Below are 19,099 nucleotides of genomic sequence, written 5' to 3'. Positions count from 1 at the left end.
AGAAATTGTAGCCTAACTGGTATGACCATGTTAAAAGTATGGGTTGAAATGCTGCTTGTCAGCAAAACTATGCGTAAAATGTGCCAGCTTTTTTTGATATGTAATGAACAATGACTGCCAATACCGATCCTTATATTGAAATTCGTCCTTACAATGACGAAGAAATTCCAGCAGCGCTGGATCGTCTAATCCAAGATGATGAATTTATCACTGCTATTCTCGATCATCGCTTTGCTAATAAAGCAGCGTGGTTTAAAACGCTAATGAGCCCGATCCTGCGCATCTACCTGAAAGCTAAATGGAGCAAGCTTGATTCTGTAGAAGCGATTCAGATTGAAGTGAAGAAGTATCTGAAAGATACATTGAATAAGACAACGGATGGCGTCACTTTTTCTGGTTTGGATAAGCTGGATAAAAACACGTCGTACTTATTCGTTTCTAACCACCGTGATATTGCGATGGACCCTGCGCTAGTAAACTATGGCTTGTACCAAAGTGGGCACCGTACAGTTCGTATTGCGATTGGTGACAACCTGCTGAAGAAGCCATGTGCGACTGAATTGATGCGACTCAATAAAAGCTTCATCGTTAAGCGCTCTGCTAAGGCGCCTAGAGAAATGATGAAAGCATTAGGACAACTGTCGAGCTACATTAAACACTCGCTTGATACCGGTAATTCAATTTGGATTGCCCAAAAGGAAGGTCGTGCCAAAGATGGAAACGACTTTACTGATCCTGCGATTTTAAAAATGTTCCATGTTGAAGGCCGCAAGCAGAAGATCAGCTTTGGTGAATACACGCGTTCTTTGAAAATCGTTCCTGTCTCGATTGCCTATGAAAATGATCCATGTGACATTGCCAAAGCAAAAGAGCTGTACGAAAAAGCTGAAAATGGCCGTTATGAAAAAGGTGAATTTGAAGATATCGAAAGCATCATTCAGGGCATCATTGGTTATAAAGGCCGTGTGCATGTCGCGTTTGGTGATGTGATTGAGCAAGAGTTTGAAACGCCAGAATCTCTTGCCGGTGAAATCGATCGCCAAATTCATAATAACTACAAGTTGTACCCAATCAACTTGTTAGCTGCTGGACGTGAAGATTCGAGCATCATCACAGAGGCGGTGAAACGTCATCTTGCGGATAAATTGGAGCAGTTACCTGAAGGGGCAAGACCTTATTTGGTGGCGAGCTATGCCAACCCAGTGAACAATCAAGAGTAGTATTCATCGCTGAACTTGATGGATTATGAACGCCTTAAAGCCTCGGTTTTCCGGGGTTTTTTCTTGTTTGCTTTTTAAGGAGCAACGGCCCCGCCAAGGGTTAAATTGCTAGGCCACTTGGTGATCTTGTTACCACCTAAAAAGATATTCCCTTTCACCGTCATCGTGTCTGGAAATACTTGTAGCGCTGATCCTCCTATATAAAGGTTACCATCAACCACCAATCCTTCAGGAAGAGCAGAGATAGGAGTGCGAATAACACTTAAATCGCCTTTGACTCGAAGTTTAGCTGGGAGCGTTTTTAATGGTGTATCCGTCAAGTTCAGATAACCGCCGAGTTTGATGCCCCTAGGCCAGCTTTCGATCTTACTACCCAGTAGATTCGCATAACCTTTTATCTTTGTACCTGAGCGAATGGTTTTGAGTGCGCTGTTGGTTGCTTCCAAACTGCCTCCAACATCAAGCCCCTTAGGCAGCTTTTTGATCGGGGTTTGCGAGATATTTAAGTTGCCTTTGACCACTAACCCAGAAGGTAATTGGGTGTAAGGTTTGTTTCGTAGATCAAGATTACCGTAATTATCGGTGTGACCAAACTTAGAGTAGTAATCTAGCTCATATGCGAAAGATGGGAAGCAGAGCAGCATCAAGGTAAGGAAAAGGGAAACAAAACGCATAGCCAGAGACTTAGTTAAACATAGAGATCTTAAGTGCTCATCTTATACTTAAATAGACTCATTATGCATACTTTGTTAACAGTTTTTGATTTTTAGCCCAAGAACTTCAAATTAGGGCTTTATCTGAAAGCATACACGCGCTCACGATGCCGAGTTGCTCCAGTGTGCAAGTTAGGGAATGATTAAGTAATTGATTATATAGTTTATTTAAAAGTAAATGTGAGAAAAATATCAGTAGAGATATGAAGAATATGAGGTTCTGCCAAGAACTGAACAAGCGTCCTTGTTAGTATCATGAGCGTCTGAGGGAGATTTTCATGAAGTTAAAAAGAGTGTCTATTTTTGCCGCTGGTGTTGTAGCAGTACTACTATCTGGGGCCGCTTTTGCTAAATCATACAGTACGCCAGAAAGCAAAGCGCTAGTGGTCGCTGACGGCAAGGTAGGTCAGCGTATCTGTTACTACGATGATAAAGCCTACACCACCGGAGCCGTGATTAATGTTGAGGGTGTATTACTGATGTGTACAGCTGAGAACGATTTTGAAACGAATGGTTCGTTAAAGTGGGTGGTATTCAAAAAAGATAAATAAACGCCAAAAAACGGTCTGTTTAATATTAGGATAACGGAAAAATAAAAAAGCGAGCACAGAGCTCGCTTTTTCCATTAACGCGCGAGTGAGCGAGTTTTTAATTCAAAGATAAGCTTTTCAGCACTTACTTCAAATTTGAATCGAGCCGTCGCTTGGTTTGACTCTTCTGTTATTTCAGAAACATTGTATTCAACATCAGCACATACTGATTTAGCGAGCTCAATGTATTTTTGTAGTTCAGACTCTAGCTCTGTTTTTGTCTGTGCGAAAACCGTTACGTCGGCAACTTCGTCACCTTCTTTGATGATGAAGCCAATCTCGCCTGCGCAGCCGCAAGCTTCACATACTTGGTTTTTTTCTAATTCGACACTCATAACGAATCCTCTTGTAAATACTAAGGGTATTCTATCAGGTATTTGATCTGTATCTACAAAAATGACGAGTTTCGAATAAAAAAAGAACAGAATAGGCGCTTGTTAAGTAAGGGTTAAAGATTGGATTACTAAATCATCAAGAACGTTAATGTGATATATATCAACATTTAAAATCAATTAACGAACATAGTGACGAGATTTCGCTCAGCCCAGTTGAACTAATGGACAATTTATAAGACTATTTCTTGATTGATTATTTTTAATAATTATCATTCTTGGTCTTTGAATAGTTTCGATGAATAATTGGCGCAAGGTTTTGATGAGACTAACTTTTCGCCTTATTTTGAGTAGCATGTATTGACAAAAACATAACTGCAAATTGCACATTACGCAGTGTAAAGACGTTATGATTTGGAACTTAACTTTATATTAAGTAGTCGCAGTACATATATCCAAATGGCCTTAATGCGCAGGTGTTAGCGGTTCAAGTTTTAGGTTTCGCTTAACGAAGTGCCTTGGGCAACTTGGGTATAATGCTAAGAATGATTTCATTCTGGCCTCATTTAATAGTGAGTTAGATGGATTTACAAAGAGAAGAGCTTAAAATATGCCAAAGCGTAGTAAAGAAGATACCGAAATCACTATCCAAAAGATCATGGATGCCGTTGTTGATCAGCTACTAAGACTAGGTTACGACAAAATGTCGTACACGACTCTAAGTCAGCAGACAGGTATATCTCGTACCGGTATTAGCCATCACTTCCCTAAGAAAACGGACTTCACCGCCGCACTGGATGGCCGTATCTTTAAAATGTTTATTGAACACCTAGAGTTTGATAAAGGGCTAAGTGCATTTTCACAAAGTTGGATTAAAGCACTGGAAGATGCTGAGTTCCTCGCGATTTTACGACTGCTATTCCATCACATTGTCACGGCCGAAAATGCGCAAGAATTTGCTGCTAACGGTATTGACCGTTTATACAAAATGGTTGAAAGCCAGTTTGGCGCAGGTGGTGACAAAGAGCTCGAGTGGTTGATTGGTCGTTCATTGATCCAAATGAGTAAGTAATAGCAATTGAGAGCGCTAGATGAACACTTGTTTGCTGCTTTGGTTGTAAAGCCAAGGCAGAACAAAGTAATTTTCTCGCCGCTCTTTTGAGCCCAAGATTCGATTAAATATCAAAGCAAAGGCCCGCAATATGATTATTGCGGGCCTTTGTCGTTTGGAAAGCAGAAGAGACGGCTTAGAAGAGATACACGCTAAGCGGCGGCGTGAACTTGAGGAAAGTCTAAAGTTGGATGTTTTGTCACGATGGAGCGGTAGCCATAAACGTGCTCAATACGCTCTGGCGTCAGTGCATTCCATGGTGTGTCATCACAAACCAGTTTGCCGTTATGTAAAAGTACAAGTCGGTCTGCGTACTGGGAGGCTAAATTCAAGTCATGCAACACGACAACGACTGCGGCGTTCTGTATTTTCGCGGCCTCACGAGCAATCTTTAACGTGTTGTGTTGGTGGGCGAGATCTAACGCAGAGGTTGGCTCATCAAGCATCAAGATTCGTTCCTCGCCAGATTGGTGTAGCTGTGTCATCACGCGTGCTAGATGTAATCGTTGCTTTTCGCCACCAGATAAAGATGGGTAGAGGCTTTCTGCCAAATGCAGTACATCGGTTTGTTTCATGTAATGTAAAGCTAACTTAGTGGTTTCTTTATTGGACAGCGATAGCGGAATCGCACCTAATTCGACCACTTCTCTGGCTAAAAATGGGAAGGTCAACGTACTGTGCTGAGGGAGCATCGCAATGTGTTTTGCGCTTTTTTCTGGCTCCCAATCATGCTTTTGTTTACCGAAGTAGGCGATGTCATGATTTGAAGAGATTTCACCACACAGAAGCTTGAGCAAAGTACTTTTGCCTGCACCGTTGGGGCCGAGTAGGGCGGTCACTTCACCAGCTCGGATATCAATATTGATGTCATCGAGAACAATGCGCTTGCCATATTTCATCGAAATGTTTTTACCCGATAAAACGATCTGGTTCATTACAAAATCTTCCCTTTCTGCTGGAACAATAAGTAGATGAAGAAGGGCGCGCCGATCAAGGCGGTCACGATACCGACGGGTAATTCTGCTGGTGCCACGGCAATACGAGCAAACATATCAGCAGCGGTAAGAAGCAGCGCTCCCATTAGTGCAGAGATTGGCAGTAGCGTTCGATGGTCGGGGCCTGCTAGCATGCGTCCTAAGTGAGGAATCACGAGCCCAATAAAACCAATTGCACCACTAATACTCACCGTAATACCAACCCCCAATGCAGAGAGCAAAATAAGCTGTCGTTTGAGTTTTTGGACCGGAACTCCCAAGTGTCTTGCTTCTGATTCCCCTAGCAACAGAGCATTTAGCGCCATCGATTTTTTCTGGAACCAGAATAACAGGATGACCAGCGTAACAGCGGATAGGCCTATCCCCGACCAATTTGCGCCAGCTAATGAGCCCATGGACCAAAGTGTTAGATCTCGCAGCATCTGATCATCTGCGATAAAGTTCATATATCCAATCGCTGCTCCCGAAAGCGCGCTGATGGCAACGCCAGCTAACAACATAATCGTAACTGAGGTACCAAATTTACTTGTGCCGAGTTTATAAACGAGAATGGTCGTCAACGCACCACCTAGGAAAGCAAAAAGAGGCAGCGCAGCTAAGTTCATCAGTTGCGGATAGTTTTGGCTAAACTCAGCAAATACAACAATAGCGAACGCGCCACCAAGTGCTGCCCCAGCAGATACACCAATGATACCAGGCTCGGCTAATGGGTTACGGAACAAGCCCTGCATAACCACACCACAAATTGCCAAAATGGCGCCGATGAACATACACAAAATGGTGCGAGGTAACCGGATCTCGTTAATCACCAACTGAATGTGAGGAGCGAGATCAGAACTGCTTCCTGTTAGGCTACGCAAACTGTCAGTGAAGCTAATGCTCATTGGACCTACTGTAATAGAGGCGATAGCAACAAATGCTAAAAAGCCACTAAGTACTGATAACGTCGTTGAAAGGGAGATACGTCTTAACAACATGTCATGTCTCTATGGGTAAAGCAGCGCATTCAAACGCTCGGCTTCTGCAAGGCTTTTAAGACCCAAACCACCAACAAGGGCGTGACCGTCAATCGTGATGATATTTTTATTCATTCCCGCAGGTGTTGCGGCGAGAAGTGGCATTGCTTTTAAAATCGCATCGGCACCGCCCAGCGTTTCATAGCTGCGACCGCTAACGAGAATAACGTCAGGCTGCATCTCTACCATGGCTTCTGTGGATAAAGGCTTGTAAGAAGACAGCTGGTCAGCAGCTGGGTTTAGTCCGCCTGCTAGCTGAATAATTGCATCGGGTGTGGTTTCTGATCCTGCAACGTTCGCAGGTCGACCTTCATGGATGAGTAGAAACAGTACTTTCTTTTTCTGAGCTTGAGCAGGTTGATTTGCATTGAGTGCTTGAACTTGCGCTTTCACATCTTGCTTTAAATCTTCCGCTTTAGCCTGGCGATTCATAAGGTTCGCAATTTGATCGATACGTTGGTAAAGGCCCTCAACGTTGGCATCGGTATTGACGATTTCTACATCTACCCCCGCCGCTTTTAATTGGTTCAATGCTGTTTTCGGTCCCATCTCATCAGAGCCAATGACTTTTGTCGGATGTAAGGCGAGCAACCCTTCTGCTGAAAGGCGGCGATGGTAGCCTACTTTAGGCAGTTCCATGCCTTTTGGTAACTGACTGGTTACGTCGATAGCAACCAAGCTATCTTTGGCGTCGAGTTCAAGCAACAGTTCAGTGACGGCACTGCCTGCACTAACAACACGCTCTGATGATGGTGTTTCATTGGCAAAAAGTTGGCTACTCGCAAGTAGGGAAATGGCTGCCGTAACAACAGCATGAATGGTGGCACGTGTGTTCTTCATTTTGAAAGGATCTCTATCTTACTTATTTTTATGATGGCTCTTCAGTGAGTAACTGAGTTGCCTGAATTCCGTTTTCTTGCAAAAAGCCGAGAAGTTGAACTAGCGACTGAATGTTCGCGGTTTTTTCTGCTCCAATCACAATCGGTTTATCGCTTGATTTACTCTCTTCTAGCAGCGCGAGGGTAAAGTTGTCCCAATCGATGTATGTCTTGCCGTTAATGGCCCAGTAAGGCTCGTCTTTGAGAATATTTACCGTGATGGATTGCTTATCGACATTTGCAACGGCCTGAGATTCTGTACTCGGTAAATTGACATCTAATGAATCGAGCTTGACCGCTGCAGTTAACATCAGGAAAACCATTACGATAAAAATGATGTCCAACAGCGGTGTTAAATCAGGAGTTAAGTCGTTACGAGTGTTGTCTTGTGGCGTTTTAATCATTGTGCTTCTGCCTCGACCTTTGCAGAAGAGCGCACTGCTAATGTTGAATTGTCTGGCGACACGTGTTGCAGAGAGATACCTTCAAGCCATAAGTTGACATAGTTTAATGTGTGTTCGAGTTTGGCGATCACACGATCCGCCCACAAACCAATGATTTGTGCTCCTGAAATCGCAGGAAGGGCGATAATAAGACCTGCTGCAGTAGTGCGCATGGCCAAACCTAGACCGTCTGCCAAATCATTCGGGGTGATATTCCCCGTTGAGACAGCGATGCCTTTGAACATCTCAATTAAGCCAAGTACCGTACCAAGCAAACCAATCAAAGGGCTAATGACGCCAATCAACGTCAGTAAGCGAAGGCCAGAATGCAGCTGATGACGTTTTTCTTGTAGCCAAATGCCTGCGGCATCTTCTCTTAGAGACTTTGAGAAAGAGTGATGGGCAAGCAACATGGCAACGCCACGATAAAGGAGCGGTCGCTTATGCGACAATTCTTCTGCAAGCGTCTCAAGATCGTTTCCATTCGTTGGGTCTAACCCAATGAGTTTTTGGCGAATGGCTCGTTTCCCTACGCCAAGGCTAATCAAAACGTGGAATAACCGCTCGGTAATGATCATGACGGTGAGGGCTGAGCAAATGATCAAAGGCCATGTCATTAGGCCAAGTTGAGTTTGTAATTCTTGTAGTTGTTCCATTATCCATCCAACTTAAAACGAACAGGTACTTGTACTCGGTGAGCCACTTTTAGCCCGCCCGAAATATGTGGTGTAAATTGCCACTGTTTGATGGCACGAAGCGCTGAGGCGTCCAGCGATTTTGTGCCGGAAGACTCAATCAAAACCTGTTTAATTTGATTGCCATTTTCATCGAGCCATATTTCATATAAGGCTACGCCTTCGATACCGCGTCTTTGTGCAGATCTTGGGTAGCGAGGCTGAGTTGGTTGATTCACAAACGTAGGTTTGTCGACCAAAATAGGTTGAGACGTTGCCCCTTTGGATTGGCTCGCTGGCGCGGTTTGCTGAGCGACCATCTCTTTCTTCGCCGGTTCCGTTTTTTTCTTCGGTTTGGCTTCGGGCTGATTCTCTTGTTTTGTTACGGCTTTGGCTGGTTCCACCGTCTTAGGCTTAGATTGTTTAACCGGCTCTGTTTTTTTCTTCACTACCTTTTTCTTAACAGCGTCTTTCTTAACGACCTGTTTCTTTACGATCTTCTTTTCCGGCTCAGGCTGCTCCTGAGGCTGCGGTTCTTTTGGTGGCGCCACATTTTCTGGCGTGGATGTTTCGACGGTAGGTGGTGGTGCCGATACAAGGTTTAAACTTACCGAACTTGCTGGATTTCCAGCAGGCATCGCGAACACTTTCGTTTCTTGAGAAACAAAAAGAAGTGCGGCATGGATGGCAAGGGAAGCACCTCCTGCAATGACATATCTTTGTACGTTCACGGAATATCTCGGGAAACTATGAAAACTTGAGCAGATTATTACTCACAACCGAAATAAGATCAATTATCAATTGCATTATCATTACGCTCAAATTATGATTCTTGCAGATTTTTAAAGACCAGCCTCTACCCCTTATATGGTGGGAGCTAAGCGAGTATATATGAGCGTCGATATCGATAAATTTGACGAATCAGTGTTGGGAAGCGATAGCCCTGACCCATTGCGATTTGCCTTTGTTAAGAAACATTCGGCACACGCTGGCGGAGCGAGCGTGCCTGTACCTCCACCTCAGCAACAGGCAATTTTTTCAAGCGTTACCGCTAACTCGGTTAAAGCGACCAATAAACGTTGTCTTTATATTAACGTTCCATTTTGTCGCGTACGTTGCACCTTTTGTAACTTCTTTCAAAATGCTGCGAGCCGCGCACTGGTTGATGAGTACTTTGACGCACTGATGCAGGAGCTCAAGGAGAAAGCTGCATTGCCTTGGACACAAAACGGTATTTTCCATGCTGTGTATATCGGTGGTGGAACGCCAACGGATCTGTCTCCAGCACAGGTTCGCGTGTTAGGTCAGGCGATTCATGAGCACTTTCCTTTGGCTGCGGATTGTGAAATCACCTTAGAAGGTCGCATCAACCGTTTTTCTGATGAGCTATACCAAGGCGCTCTCGACGGTGGATTTAATCGTTTCTCTTTTGGTGTGCAAAGTTTTAATACACAAGTGCGTCGCAGCGCGAAACGATTAGATGATAGAGAAGATGTGCTCAAGCGAGTTAGCGAGATTGCCAACGAAGACAAAATTCCTGTCATTATCGATTTACTCTACGGCTTGCCTTATCAAACCAAAGAAGTGTTAGAGCAAGATTTAAATGATTTTCTCTCGACTGGCGCACACGGGGTGGACTTATATCAGTTGGTCGTCGGTGGTTCAGCACCCATGCTTAACCTTGTAGAAAAAGGAAAAATCCCCCCACCAGCTACCACGCCAGAAAAAGCAGGCATGTATGAGCTCGGTGTGAACTTTATGGCCAAACACCATATGAAGCAACTGAGTGTGAACCATTGGGCAATCGATAACCGTGAACGTAGTTTATACAACAGTTTAGCCAAGACATATGCAGAGGTACTGCCAATTGGCTGTGGCGCTGGAGGTAATATCGGTGGTTACGGAATGATGCAACATCGCACATTGGCGACCTATATTAAAGCCATCAAAGAAGGGCAAAGCACCATCGCTATGATGATGAAGCAAAGCCCTCTAGAGCCACTATTTGCTGCACTCAAATCCGGGTTTGATCGCGGTATCGTTCAGGCAAACCAACTGCCATCGTTTATGGGGGAGGACACGTTCGGATTTTTAATGCCTCTATTTAAAGTGTGGCAGCAAAAAGGTTTAGTGGAACTGCATGAACGCAGCCTAGTTCTTACTCTTGCTGGTAGTTTCTGGGCCGTTTCGTTGGCTCAAGGTTGTATTCAGGTACTTACGTCAGAGACGAATGAAACCGTACCGAAAGTATCCAATAATTAATGAAAAAGTTGAACAAAGACGGAAAACATATGGAATCAATCAAACAACAAGTTGAAGCATTACTAGAGCAAGAACCGCAATTATTGCCAGCAGCGATGGCAGAACGTCTCGGCATTTCTGAATTTGAGGTTGTTGCGGCTTTGCCGCAGGAAATGGTGGCCATCGCTCCAGGAGCGCAAGCACAAAACATTCTAGAAGGTTTGGTTGGTTTCGGCCCGGTGACGACTATTGTTCACTCTTTTGGCTCTATTTTTGAAGTCAAAGCACCATTCCCAAAAGGAAAAGTGGCGCGTGGCTATTACAATTTAATGGGCAGAGAAGGTGAGCTACACGGTCACTTGAAGCTAGATAATGTTAAAAATGTAGCGTTGGTCAGCAAACCGTTTATGGGTAGAGAGAGTCACTATTTTGGCTTTTTCTCTGAGTGCGGAAGCAATATTTTCAAAGTTTATTTAGGCCGTAACGAAAAGCGCGAGCTACTTGAAGATCAAGTCACCGCATTCCGCGCCCTACAAGCCGAATTGAAAAAGTAATCACAAACATAATCGAGGCTCAACTCGAATACTAATTAGTAAAGTCAGGTATCAATATGGATCAACAAGTTAAACAAGAGCGTTTGCAAGGTCGTTTAGGGCCAGAGATCAAAGAGTTTCGTCAGGAGCGTCGTACGCTTCAGCTTGCAACTGTCGATGCAGAAGGTCGCCCTAATGTAAGCTACGCGCCTTATGTCCAAAATCAGGAAGGCTACTTCGTACTCATTTCTAAAATCGCTCGTCATGCTCGTAACCTTCTAGAAAATCCAAACGTTTCTTTGATGATGATCGAAGATGAAGAATCTTCAAAGCAGTTGTTTGCTCGTAAGCGCTTAACTTTTGATGCGGTAGCAAATGTGGTTGAGCGAGGCACAGAGATGTGGCAACAAGTTGTTGGACAAATGAAAGAGCGTTTTGGTGAGATTATTGATGGTCTCAGCCAACTAGAGGATTTCGTGTTGTTTAACTTAAAGCCAGAATCGGGACTGTTTGTTAAAGGCTTTGGTCAAGCGTATCAAGTCTCTGGCGACGATTTAGTGGACTTTGTTCACCTTCAAGAAGGTCACAAGAAAATCGAAAGTGCTTGATTGTAAATCGGTCATGTAAAATCGAGCATTCGGAATAATGAACGCATAAGGGGAGTTAGGTTATACTGGCTCCCTTTTTTATATTGGAACAAAAGCATGAAGCCTGTGAGCAAGGAATTGAGCGAGATTTGTTATCCCTTTATTTACGAGGACAGTCCGGTTTGTGACTTTGAAATCACGGCAGATGAACTTTGTAGTCGTATTGGTTTAGTCCTCGCGATGGATCTGGACGAGTTTAGCCGCGATATACTGACAAGAATGCAGCCTAATGTTTATCACCTAAATGGTTCGGTTCGCGGAAAGCTAGCGATTACAGAAGCGGAAGTTGAAGAGCTAAAGGCAGATTATGAATTACTTAAGCAACGCATTGATGGTGGATTCAAAGGTTTCGTTCTACCTGGAGGGCACCCAGCATCCAGTCAATTGCATTTGTGCCGTTGCCAAGCTAAAAAAACGGTACGAGCATTAGTTGCGATCGAACATGCAGGTAAGAAGCAACCTGCCCCCATTCTATTTCGTTACGCGAACTTATTGGCGAATGTACTTTATAGCTTGGCTTCTTATATTAATCACATCAATCAAGTCGAAGAGACAGAGTTTGTATCTCGTAGTTACTCGATGCCAAAGAAGTGACCTGAGAAACTAGCAGCTGCGAACATCAAAGCTTCTGCGCGAAAAAATGGCCGCAAAACACTATATTCGACAATTTGCTTCTTGGCTGTTTAGTTAAGAGTTAAGAAGCCATAGCTTTGGCTTCTAGTTCTTTTGCTCCGCGCAGCATGGCTTCAATCAGTTCACCAGCATTGAACTTCTCAAGCGCCTCGTGTGCGCCAACTTGGTGAGCTCTGTCTACACAGATTTCGCTCGATAACGACGTATGCAAAATGCGGTATGAGTGATTAAGAGCGGAGTCATTTTGTACTTCGAATGCTAACTCGTAGCCGTCAAGCCCTGGCATCTCAATATCACTGACCAAAATATCGATTGGTCGATGAGCCTCAGCCTCGCTTTTCATCAGCTCTAATGCGTCTAAACCATTTTTACAAATTTGGTATCCGATATTGATACTATCAAGAGCATCACACAGCTGTTTACGAGCGATGGAAGAGTCATCCACCAAAAGAATGCTTAATGCTTTTAGGCGCTCACGTTCAACATCTGTCAGCATCGGGATCTTTGAGTTTTCGTATTGCGGATAAATTTTGGAAAGCAGCAGTTCTACATCCAGCATCTGAACCGTTTTGTCTTCGTAGCGAGTAATACCCGTTACGAAAATATTTTTCCCAGCGCTTGCTGGTGGGGTTTCAATGGCTTTCCAATCGCATTCAATGATCTTCTCAATACTACGAACCATAAAGGCGACCACGGTTCGCAAACAGTCTGTCACGATCAAGTAGCAATTTTTGTATTCTTCTTCACTGATAGGACGAAAGCCGACAGCCGCTGACATGTCGATCACAGGCACTGTTAAGTTACGTATTGTAACGGTGCCAATGACGTGATGATGCGAGTAAGGGATCTTCGTGGTTGGCATATACGGAACGATTTCACGGACTTTTAGCGTGCCTATCGCGAAACTCTGTTGCAGGGTGAGTTTGAACATCAACATGCCCTGAGATTGATTCGCTTTACTAACGACTTTTGCCATGAAATAACCTTATAAATACCACCGAATTGTGTCTAATCTAATCTTATCAGACGAAGGCTTCAACCATCGGAGAGACAAATGTGAGCTTTTTAGACAATCTCTTAAAGAATAGTGATTAACTGAGCAAAACTTGGTTGTATTTTAATCGTGTTATGCCGAAAGTTTGATAGTCCCATGTATTTGAACCTTGAAGCCGCCTAGGTATAAACAAGAAATGTTTGGCGTGTTAAAAGGGATTGGGTACACTTGCGCGACCAGAATAGTGAGAGATAGATCAATGGCAAATACAGCAGCCGCATTACATATTCTTGTGAAGCACAAAGAGCAAGCAGAAGACATTATCAAGCAACTGAAAAAAGGCGCAAAGTTTCAGACACTAGCGAAGAAGTATTCCACTTGCCCGTCAGGTAAGCGCGGTGGTGATCTTGGTGAGTTCCGCCGTGGTCAAATGGTACCTCAGTTCGACAAAGTGTGCTTTTCTGGCGAGGTTCTGACGCCACATCTAGTCAAAACCAAGTTCGGCTGGCATGTTGTAAAAGTGCTTTACAGAACGTAGTGATTTCTTACAGGTAAGCTTGAGCTTTTTAAATATTACCTGTTTCTGCATATTGTGAGTAATACATGACAGGCATAAGTTAAAGCCATGTATTACTCATAAATTTCCTCTATTTTCCCTACTGTTAATCAGTACAAATAGCCGCCGCATCAAGTTTGATTTGGCATGAGTAAGGTTTTGGGGAGTCCCAATAGATCTTATCAAATTCTGAGTTGCAACCTGCATCTTCCATTAATGCTGTATCCCCGTCACATATCAACATAACTGCATTATTATCTTGAAACTCTGAAAGAATTCGATAATTAGAAATGTTTCCATCGATAGCTAACTGTGAGAGTTTGGTGATTTGAGCTGGATTAGCTGACATCGCATTTTCGAATATTTCTTTCTCTGTTAGTCCTGCTGTGTCTCCAAACTTGAGCTCACCGTCAACAGCTTGGGCTACATCTTTTAAAATCGAGGCCATATCAAACATGACTTCTTCAGAATATTGAGATTTGGTGGCGCAAGAAGTCAATGAGAGAAGAAGGGTGATAACGATGATTAGCTTCATAGATTTCCCCAAGCACTAAGCTGTCCGTTTTCATTTCGGCCAGTGTCTAAATTCCAATTTTCAAAAAAGCCAGTATCTTGGTTTTCATAAATGGTAGCTGCCAGCTTTTCCCAAAATATTTGGATTGTCTTAATCGCCTTATCAAAAATTTCATCGTAGTGCTTAATACCATCTGGCGTTTCTAAATCTTGAATATAAGTAGAGTCAACTTCGTTTGGAAGCGGGTAAGTTAACCCTAGCTTGGAAGCCACATGCCTCGCCCAAGGAAATAAGCGATGCGACTCCTCAGCATTATCCACAATGGATTGAAATCCTTCGTGCCAGACGTTTACGTCAGGTTCGCATTCTTTAGCATATTCAGGGTAAGTAGCTGAAAGGGCACTAGACCAAATAGTACGAATAACTGGATCTATTAGGTTGTTGTTACTCTGGTCCACACAACTGCCGATGTTTTCTCTTACTCTATCTGCAAGGCCAATACTTCCGAGTTGCATCCTGGATGGCCAAATATAAGCATCTTGGTGCATTTCGCAAATTCTGTGGTGCTGGGCGTTCTCTGCGTAAGGGCCCACTTTTAATTCAACAACAGGATGAAGAGTAATATCGGTTGCTACATGTGCTACAAAGCCACATAACCATGAGAAGGTTTTTTCAAAGTGTTCGTTATCTGCGGCTTTTACCTGCTGAATAAGAGCATCAATTAGCTTACCAACGTGGTTGTAATGCATTTTATCTGCCCATTTATTTTGCGCAGAATTCATTAGAGCAAGGTAAGGATAGTCGGGGCTCACACAACCGAGCTCTAAATACCGTTTATTTTGAGCTAAAGCCTTTTTTGCTTCTTGAGGTATGTTTAACTTCATCAATGCATTATTAGCAGAAGCTTCATTTACCGCTGTGATATGTGCGAAAGCACCAGGCATAGTAACCTCCATGTACAGTTTAAATGCATGGAGTTTACTATGCAGGCAATATGTTCGTTGCGACTCGAGTCTTATAAAAAATAAATGTTTATGTGTTGGATATCGAGCGAGGCATTTGCAAATTATCGCCTTAGGACGTGCGTTATCTATTTTAATGAAATTCGATAATGGCACTTCAAAAAATTCATGAAATCGTGTTATTTGATATAGGAGTCCAACACTTTTAGTACAACTTCCATATCAGCTTCACGCTTTTCTAATTCTTCCTCCAATACGACGTGTTCGATGAGATGGCCTTTGATCACCTCTTTCATTAAGCCATTTACAGCCCCTCGAATTGCAGCGATTTGTTGCAACACATCTTGGCACTCATGTTCTTCTTCCAGCATTTTTTTAAGACCATTCACCTGACCCTGTATTTTGCTGACACGGGTATTGAGCTTCTTTTGATCTCTGGTTGTATGGGACATGACTTATCTTCTTTAAGTTACTGACTGCGAGATTCTAACTGATAATGTAGCACTCATCTTATACTGGGGGGTAGTATTTAATACTAGGGGGGAGTATAGTTTGGGGCAACTTTAGAAGAGCATATTGAGAATAACAATGGATTTTGTCGCATTATTACAACAAGGTAATGGATGGTTTTTTATACCCAGCGCCATTTTATTAGGAGCGTTACATGGATTAGAGCCAGGACATTCCAAAACGATGATGGCGGCGTTTATTGTGGCCGTAAAAGGAACAGTGAAGCAGGCGGTGATGTTGGGGTTGGCTGCAACGCTTTCCCATACGGCGATCGTATGGATAATTGCTGCGGGTGGGATGTATATAAGTCAAAGATTTACTGCAGAAGCTGCGGAGCCATGGATGCAGCTTATCTCTGGGGTAATTATCGTCTCGACGGGTTTATGGATGTTCTGGAGAACGTGGAGTGATGAGCGAGCTTGGCACAAAGCTCATAAGCAAGCTCGAGACTGGAGAACGCAAGTTGTCGATACTGGTCATGGGCATCTATCGCTTTCTATCGTAGAAGAAGGGCATCACTGCCGTTTTCAGTTACGCACACTTAACGGTAAGCCTTTAACGGCTGAAAACGTTAAACTAGTGCTACCCAACGCAATCAGACAGCCTTCTGATATTTATCACTTTATTGAGCGCGATGGCTATTTGGAATCTGCCTCCTGTATTGAAGCCTCTGATGATTTTTTCGTCACATTGATGGTCGGGCACCATGATCACACCCACGATTTCGAGGTGCATTTTCATGCGGATTCCCATTCGGAAAGTGAGAATAAAGAGTACCAAGATGCTCATGAGCGTGCTCACGCTCTAGATATTCAAAAGCGCTTTGGCGATCGAGATGTTACCAATGGACAAATACTTCTGTTTGGTTTGACTGGTGGGTTAATACCATGCCCGGCGGCGGTCACTGTTTTACTCATTTGTTTGCAACTTAAGGCCATGACACTTGGTGCAACCTTGGTGGTGTCGTTCAGTATTGGTCTAGCGTTAACTTTAGTTGCGGTTGGTGTTGTCGCGGCAGTGGGCGTTCAAAAAGCAACATCGAAGTGGAGTGGTTTGAACGATGTGGCTCGTCGTGCACCTTATCTATCGGGGATCTTGATTAGTGCCGTTGGTATGTATATGGGCATGCACGGGTTTACGACGTTAATGAGCTAAGCTCTGTTGTAATTATTACGTCGCTTTTTGTTTATTAAAGGTAGCTCTTTCATGTTGTGGATGATTACTAAGTACGCGTTAACCGCAGGAATAGTGGTGCTCATATCTGAAGTTGCCAAGAGAAGTGATAAAGCGGGAGCGCTGATTGCCGCGCTCCCGACGGTCACTATTTTAGCTTTGATTTGGATGTATATTGAAGGTCAAGGTCAGGAAAAGCTCGCGAACCACGCGTTTTATACTTTTTGGTATGTACTGCCTACATTGCCGATGTTTCTAGTTTTTCCTTTCTTACTGAGCCGATATTCGTTTTGGTTCTCTTTGGGAATTTGCGCCATTATTTCAATCGTTTGTTTCTTCATTGTGACCATCGTTATTAAAGAGTTTGGAATAGAATTCACTTAATTGAGCAAAGGAGAATTGTAAGAATATAGGTCGAAGCGCTCGCTTATTTATATTTTCAAGGCTCTAACTAGAACTCTTTTTTTAACTCTCGATGCTAGTGTGGCCGCTTACTTGAAGTTATCGATTACTCTCTTGTTTTTCAGTCAAACCTCGTAGAAATGTGACGTTTTGAAGACTTTTCTTCCTTCATTCTAAAGTTATCGGTAATCAGGCAGATACAGTGGCTACAAAGTTACGTCTAGCTTTGCCAGACAGGCTAAAAATACAGTTTGTGTTGGTTATAAGAGGCGAAAGGCTTAACGCTCTGTCGTGAGCATCACATTGAATTGTACCGAGACAATTAAAATGAAAAGAATCATCTTATTAGCCGTTTGCGCCATGTTTGGTATTGCTGTCGTGGCAAGTATGGCATCAACGTACCTAATTTCGAGTCAGAAAATCGATGACATCATCTTAAACAAATCCCAAGTTCAAGCTGAGTTTTTAGCAGGAAATGCAAGTTATATTTTGGAGAACTCAGCCAATCCAATGCAAGACTTACAATCGCTCGTTGAGGGTTTGAAACAACGTTCAGACGTAAGCTATGCAGTCGTAATTGATCGCAATGTGACGGCGGTTGCTCACAGTGATAAGCAAAAGCTAAATAAAACCTACAATGATAACTACACCGTTGAAGGTGCAACCAAAGGTGTACAACAGTATTCAAAGTGGTATGCCGATGTCCAGAAAGTGTGGGTGTTTGATATCATGGCGCCGATCTACGTGAATGGTCAGTTGTACGGCACGTTTGATATTGGTATTCCTATTACAGAAGTAAGCCAAGCGACGAATGGAATTATTACTTCCCAACTGATTTCCATGGTGGTGATCTTCGTTCTGTGTGTTTTGGCTCTATCGCTGCTACTCAACAAGCTGATGCGACCGCTATCTGCGCTTAAGGAGGCGTTGCAAGACATCTCGAAAGGTGACGGAGACTTAACGGTTCGTTTACCAGCAAAAGGTAATGACGAAGTCGCACAAATTTCTTCGGCGTTCAACGTGTTTGTTGGCAAGGTACATGAAATCATTACACAAGTTGTAAATACTGGTGTAGAGCTGAATGGTTCCGCTGTCGCGCTGCGTGGACAATCTCAACAAGCGCTTGCAAGAGGGCAGGAGCAGAATGAGCAAACCATGCTGGTTGTCACGTCTATGAACGAAATGATCGCGACCGTCAACGAAATTGCGTCAAATGCTGCTGGTGCAGCGAGTGCTGCGAGTACGGCAAGTAATGAGACTCAAGATGGCTACAAGACGCTAGAACGCACCAAGACGGCGATGACGAATCTTGAAAACGAGATGAACAGTACTTCCAATATTATCGTAAGCCTTGCGGACAACACTCAGTCGATTGGTAGTATTCTCGAAGTCATTAGAGGGATCTCTGAGCAAACTAACCTACTAGCGTTAAATGCCGCTATTGAAGCAGCGCGCGCCGGTGATGCCGGACGAGGTTTCGCCGTAGTGGCAGACGAGGTTCGTAATCTTGCAACTAAAACGGCTCAGTCCACTGATGAAATTGACAACATGATCCATCAGTTGCAAACCGAAGCCCAAAGTGCGGTTAATTCAATGAGTAATAGTAGAACCCTAATTGAAGAAGGCACTGCAGAAACGGAGCTCGCTCGACAAGCACTAGAGGCTATTGCAGATCAAGTGACCACCATTTTGGATATCAATACTCAGGTGGCAACGGCAACAGAACAGCAATCGACGGTAGCAAATGAAATTAACATGAATATGGATACCGTCAGTCACTCCGTGAAAAACGCGCTAACGGCGAGTGAGCAATTGGAAGAATCAAGTCAACAACTTGCGGAATTATCGAGAACTCTCGATCGTCACGTAGGAGCGTTTAGAATTTAAACGCCAACGGAAATCCTTTTGCAAAAGCCAGTAAATCTCGATTGCTGGCTTTTTGGCTTTTTTATTTGAGAAAAT

23 protein-coding genes are annotated in these 19,099 nt (G+C 43.5%); 11 read left to right on the top strand and 12 right to left on the bottom strand.

The window, feature by feature from the left end:
- Positions 1-110 precede the first annotated feature (110 nt).
- Positions 111-1,220 (top strand): 1-acyl-sn-glycerol-3-phosphate acyltransferase, encoded by a 1,110-nt coding sequence (locus FR741_RS21565; RefSeq protein WP_005392503.1) that lies wholly within the window; start codon positions 111-113, stop codon positions 1,218-1,220.
- Positions 1,221-1,294: 74 nt separating this feature from the next.
- On the opposite strand, the gene FR741_RS21560 is transcribed toward FR741_RS21565, so the two are convergent.
- Positions 1,295-1,894: a hypothetical protein gene (locus FR741_RS21560; RefSeq protein ID WP_031780261.1), complete on the bottom strand. Its 600-nt coding sequence runs from the start codon at positions 1,892-1,894 to the stop codon at positions 1,295-1,297.
- A 317-nt stretch (positions 1,895-2,211) separates the two neighbouring features.
- Between FR741_RS21560 and FR741_RS21555 the strand changes: the two genes are divergently transcribed.
- The gene (locus tag FR741_RS21555) at positions 2,212-2,484 is read left to right on the top strand and encodes a YnjH family protein (protein ID WP_006742199.1); all 273 of its coding nucleotides are present in this window, start codon (positions 2,212-2,214) and stop codon (positions 2,482-2,484) included.
- A 74-nt stretch (positions 2,485-2,558) separates the two neighbouring features.
- Here FR741_RS21555 and FR741_RS21550 read toward each other — a convergent pair whose 3' ends face one another.
- Positions 2,559-2,858 (bottom strand): YfcZ/YiiS family protein, encoded by a 300-nt coding sequence (locus FR741_RS21550; RefSeq protein WP_005375307.1) that lies wholly within the window; start codon positions 2,856-2,858, stop codon positions 2,559-2,561.
- Positions 2,859-3,465: 607 nt separating this feature from the next.
- Here FR741_RS21550 and FR741_RS21545 point away from each other — a divergent pair.
- Positions 3,466-3,927, top strand: a complete 462-nt coding sequence (locus FR741_RS21545; RefSeq protein WP_005392508.1) for a TetR/AcrR family transcriptional regulator — start codon at positions 3,466-3,468, stop codon at positions 3,925-3,927.
- Between the two features lie 191 nt (positions 3,928-4,118).
- Here FR741_RS21545 and FR741_RS21540 read toward each other — a convergent pair whose 3' ends face one another.
- The 6 genes from FR741_RS21540 to FR741_RS21515 are packed head-to-tail and all read right to left on the bottom strand — an operon-like array spanning position 4,119 to position 8,703.
- Entirely contained in the window at positions 4,119-4,901 is a 783-nt protein-coding gene (locus FR741_RS21540) for a heme ABC transporter ATP-binding protein (protein ID WP_167427676.1), read from the bottom strand.
- Positions 4,901-5,938, bottom strand: a complete 1,038-nt coding sequence (locus FR741_RS21535; RefSeq protein WP_167427675.1) for a FecCD family ABC transporter permease — start codon at positions 5,936-5,938, stop codon at positions 4,901-4,903. Before FR741_RS21535 ends, FR741_RS21540 begins: the two co-directional genes overlap by 1 nt.
- A gap of 9 nt (positions 5,939-5,947) precedes the next feature.
- Positions 5,948-6,817, bottom strand: a complete 870-nt coding sequence (locus tag FR741_RS21530; protein ID WP_167427674.1) for a heme/hemin ABC transporter substrate-binding protein — start codon at positions 6,815-6,817, stop codon at positions 5,948-5,950.
- 28 nt (positions 6,818-6,845) lie between these two features.
- Positions 6,846-7,259 carry an ExbD/TolR family protein gene (locus FR741_RS21525; RefSeq protein WP_048625312.1) on the bottom strand — a complete coding sequence of 138 codons (414 nt, stop codon included), beginning with the start codon at positions 7,257-7,259 and terminating at the stop codon, positions 6,846-6,848.
- Positions 7,256-7,954 (bottom strand): MotA/TolQ/ExbB proton channel family protein, encoded by a 699-nt coding sequence (locus FR741_RS21520; protein ID WP_005392513.1) that lies wholly within the window; start codon positions 7,952-7,954, stop codon positions 7,256-7,258. The genes FR741_RS21525 and FR741_RS21520 overlap by 4 nt, the downstream gene beginning before the upstream one ends.
- Complete coding sequence (locus FR741_RS21515; protein ID WP_109169152.1) at positions 7,954-8,703, bottom strand: energy transducer TonB; 750 nt, start codon at positions 8,701-8,703, stop codon at positions 7,954-7,956. Before FR741_RS21515 ends, FR741_RS21520 begins: the two co-directional genes overlap by 1 nt.
- A gap of 160 nt (positions 8,704-8,863) precedes the next feature.
- Here FR741_RS21515 and hutW point away from each other — a divergent pair, with 160 nt between their 5' ends.
- The 4 genes from hutW to FR741_RS21495 all read left to right on the top strand — a co-directional run bounded on the left by hutW (position 8,864) and on the right by FR741_RS21495 (position 11,987).
- Positions 8,864-10,234, top strand: coding sequence for a heme anaerobic degradation radical SAM methyltransferase ChuW/HutW (gene hutW, locus FR741_RS21510; protein WP_167427673.1), 1,371 nt, complete (start codon positions 8,864-8,866; stop codon positions 10,232-10,234).
- 29 nt (positions 10,235-10,263) lie between these two features.
- Positions 10,264-10,767, top strand: coding sequence for a heme utilization cystosolic carrier protein HutX (gene hutX / locus FR741_RS21505; RefSeq protein WP_046873925.1), 504 nt, complete (start codon positions 10,264-10,266; stop codon positions 10,765-10,767).
- Between the two features lie 56 nt (positions 10,768-10,823).
- Positions 10,824-11,354, top strand: a complete 531-nt coding sequence (hutZ, locus tag FR741_RS21500; protein WP_167427672.1) for a heme utilization protein HutZ — start codon at positions 10,824-10,826, stop codon at positions 11,352-11,354.
- A gap of 96 nt (positions 11,355-11,450) precedes the next feature.
- Complete coding sequence (locus FR741_RS21495; RefSeq protein WP_048625311.1) at positions 11,451-11,987, top strand: ATP:cob(I)alamin adenosyltransferase; 537 nt, start codon at positions 11,451-11,453, stop codon at positions 11,985-11,987.
- Between the two features lie 100 nt (positions 11,988-12,087).
- Here the strand turns inward: FR741_RS21495 and FR741_RS21490 are convergent, their stop codons facing one another.
- The gene (locus FR741_RS21490) at positions 12,088-13,002 is read right to left on the bottom strand and encodes a chemotaxis protein (protein ID WP_005392519.1); all 915 of its coding nucleotides are present in this window, start codon (positions 13,000-13,002) and stop codon (positions 12,088-12,090) included.
- A gap of 214 nt (positions 13,003-13,216) precedes the next feature.
- Between FR741_RS21490 and ppiC the strand changes: the two genes are divergently transcribed.
- On the top strand, positions 13,217-13,558 hold the full coding sequence (gene ppiC, locus FR741_RS21485) for a peptidylprolyl isomerase PpiC (protein ID WP_074189873.1): 342 nt from the start codon (positions 13,217-13,219) through the stop codon (positions 13,556-13,558).
- Between the two features lie 124 nt (positions 13,559-13,682).
- On the opposite strand, the gene FR741_RS21480 is transcribed toward ppiC, so the two are convergent.
- From FR741_RS21480 to rcnR, 3 genes are all read right to left on the bottom strand, one after another.
- Complete coding sequence (locus FR741_RS21480; protein ID WP_167427671.1) at positions 13,683-14,111, bottom strand: hypothetical protein; 429 nt, start codon at positions 14,109-14,111, stop codon at positions 13,683-13,685.
- Entirely contained in the window at positions 14,108-15,034 is a 927-nt protein-coding gene (locus FR741_RS21475; protein ID WP_167427670.1) for a zinc dependent phospholipase C family protein, read from the bottom strand. Before FR741_RS21475 ends, FR741_RS21480 begins: the two co-directional genes overlap by 4 nt.
- A gap of 197 nt (positions 15,035-15,231) precedes the next feature.
- A complete protein-coding gene (gene rcnR / locus FR741_RS21470) occupies positions 15,232-15,504 on the bottom strand; it encodes a Ni(II)/Co(II)-binding transcriptional repressor RcnR (RefSeq protein ID WP_046873754.1) in 273 nt (90 codons plus the stop codon).
- 136 nt (positions 15,505-15,640) lie between these two features.
- Here rcnR and FR741_RS21465 point away from each other — a divergent pair, with 136 nt between their 5' ends.
- The 3 genes from FR741_RS21465 to FR741_RS21455 all read left to right on the top strand — a co-directional run bounded on the left by FR741_RS21465 (position 15,641) and on the right by FR741_RS21455 (position 19,024).
- The gene (locus FR741_RS21465) at positions 15,641-16,717 is read left to right on the top strand and encodes a nickel/cobalt efflux protein RcnA (protein ID WP_104970192.1); all 1,077 of its coding nucleotides are present in this window, start codon (positions 15,641-15,643) and stop codon (positions 16,715-16,717) included.
- A 51-nt stretch (positions 16,718-16,768) separates the two neighbouring features.
- The gene (locus FR741_RS21460; protein ID WP_167427669.1) at positions 16,769-17,119 is read left to right on the top strand and encodes a DUF3147 family protein; all 351 of its coding nucleotides are present in this window, start codon (positions 16,769-16,771) and stop codon (positions 17,117-17,119) included.
- Between the two features lie 345 nt (positions 17,120-17,464).
- Positions 17,465-19,024, top strand: coding sequence for a methyl-accepting chemotaxis protein (locus FR741_RS21455; RefSeq protein WP_048625305.1), 1,560 nt, complete (start codon positions 17,465-17,467; stop codon positions 19,022-19,024).
- Positions 19,025-19,099 lie beyond the last annotated feature (75 nt).

This window comes from Vibrio diabolicus (genome assembly GCF_011801455.1).
In the GTDB taxonomy this organism is placed as follows: domain Bacteria; phylum Pseudomonadota; class Gammaproteobacteria; order Enterobacterales; family Vibrionaceae; genus Vibrio; species Vibrio diabolicus.
Note: the sequence above shows the minus strand (reverse complement) of the source record. Positions and strands in the feature narration are given on the sequence as shown.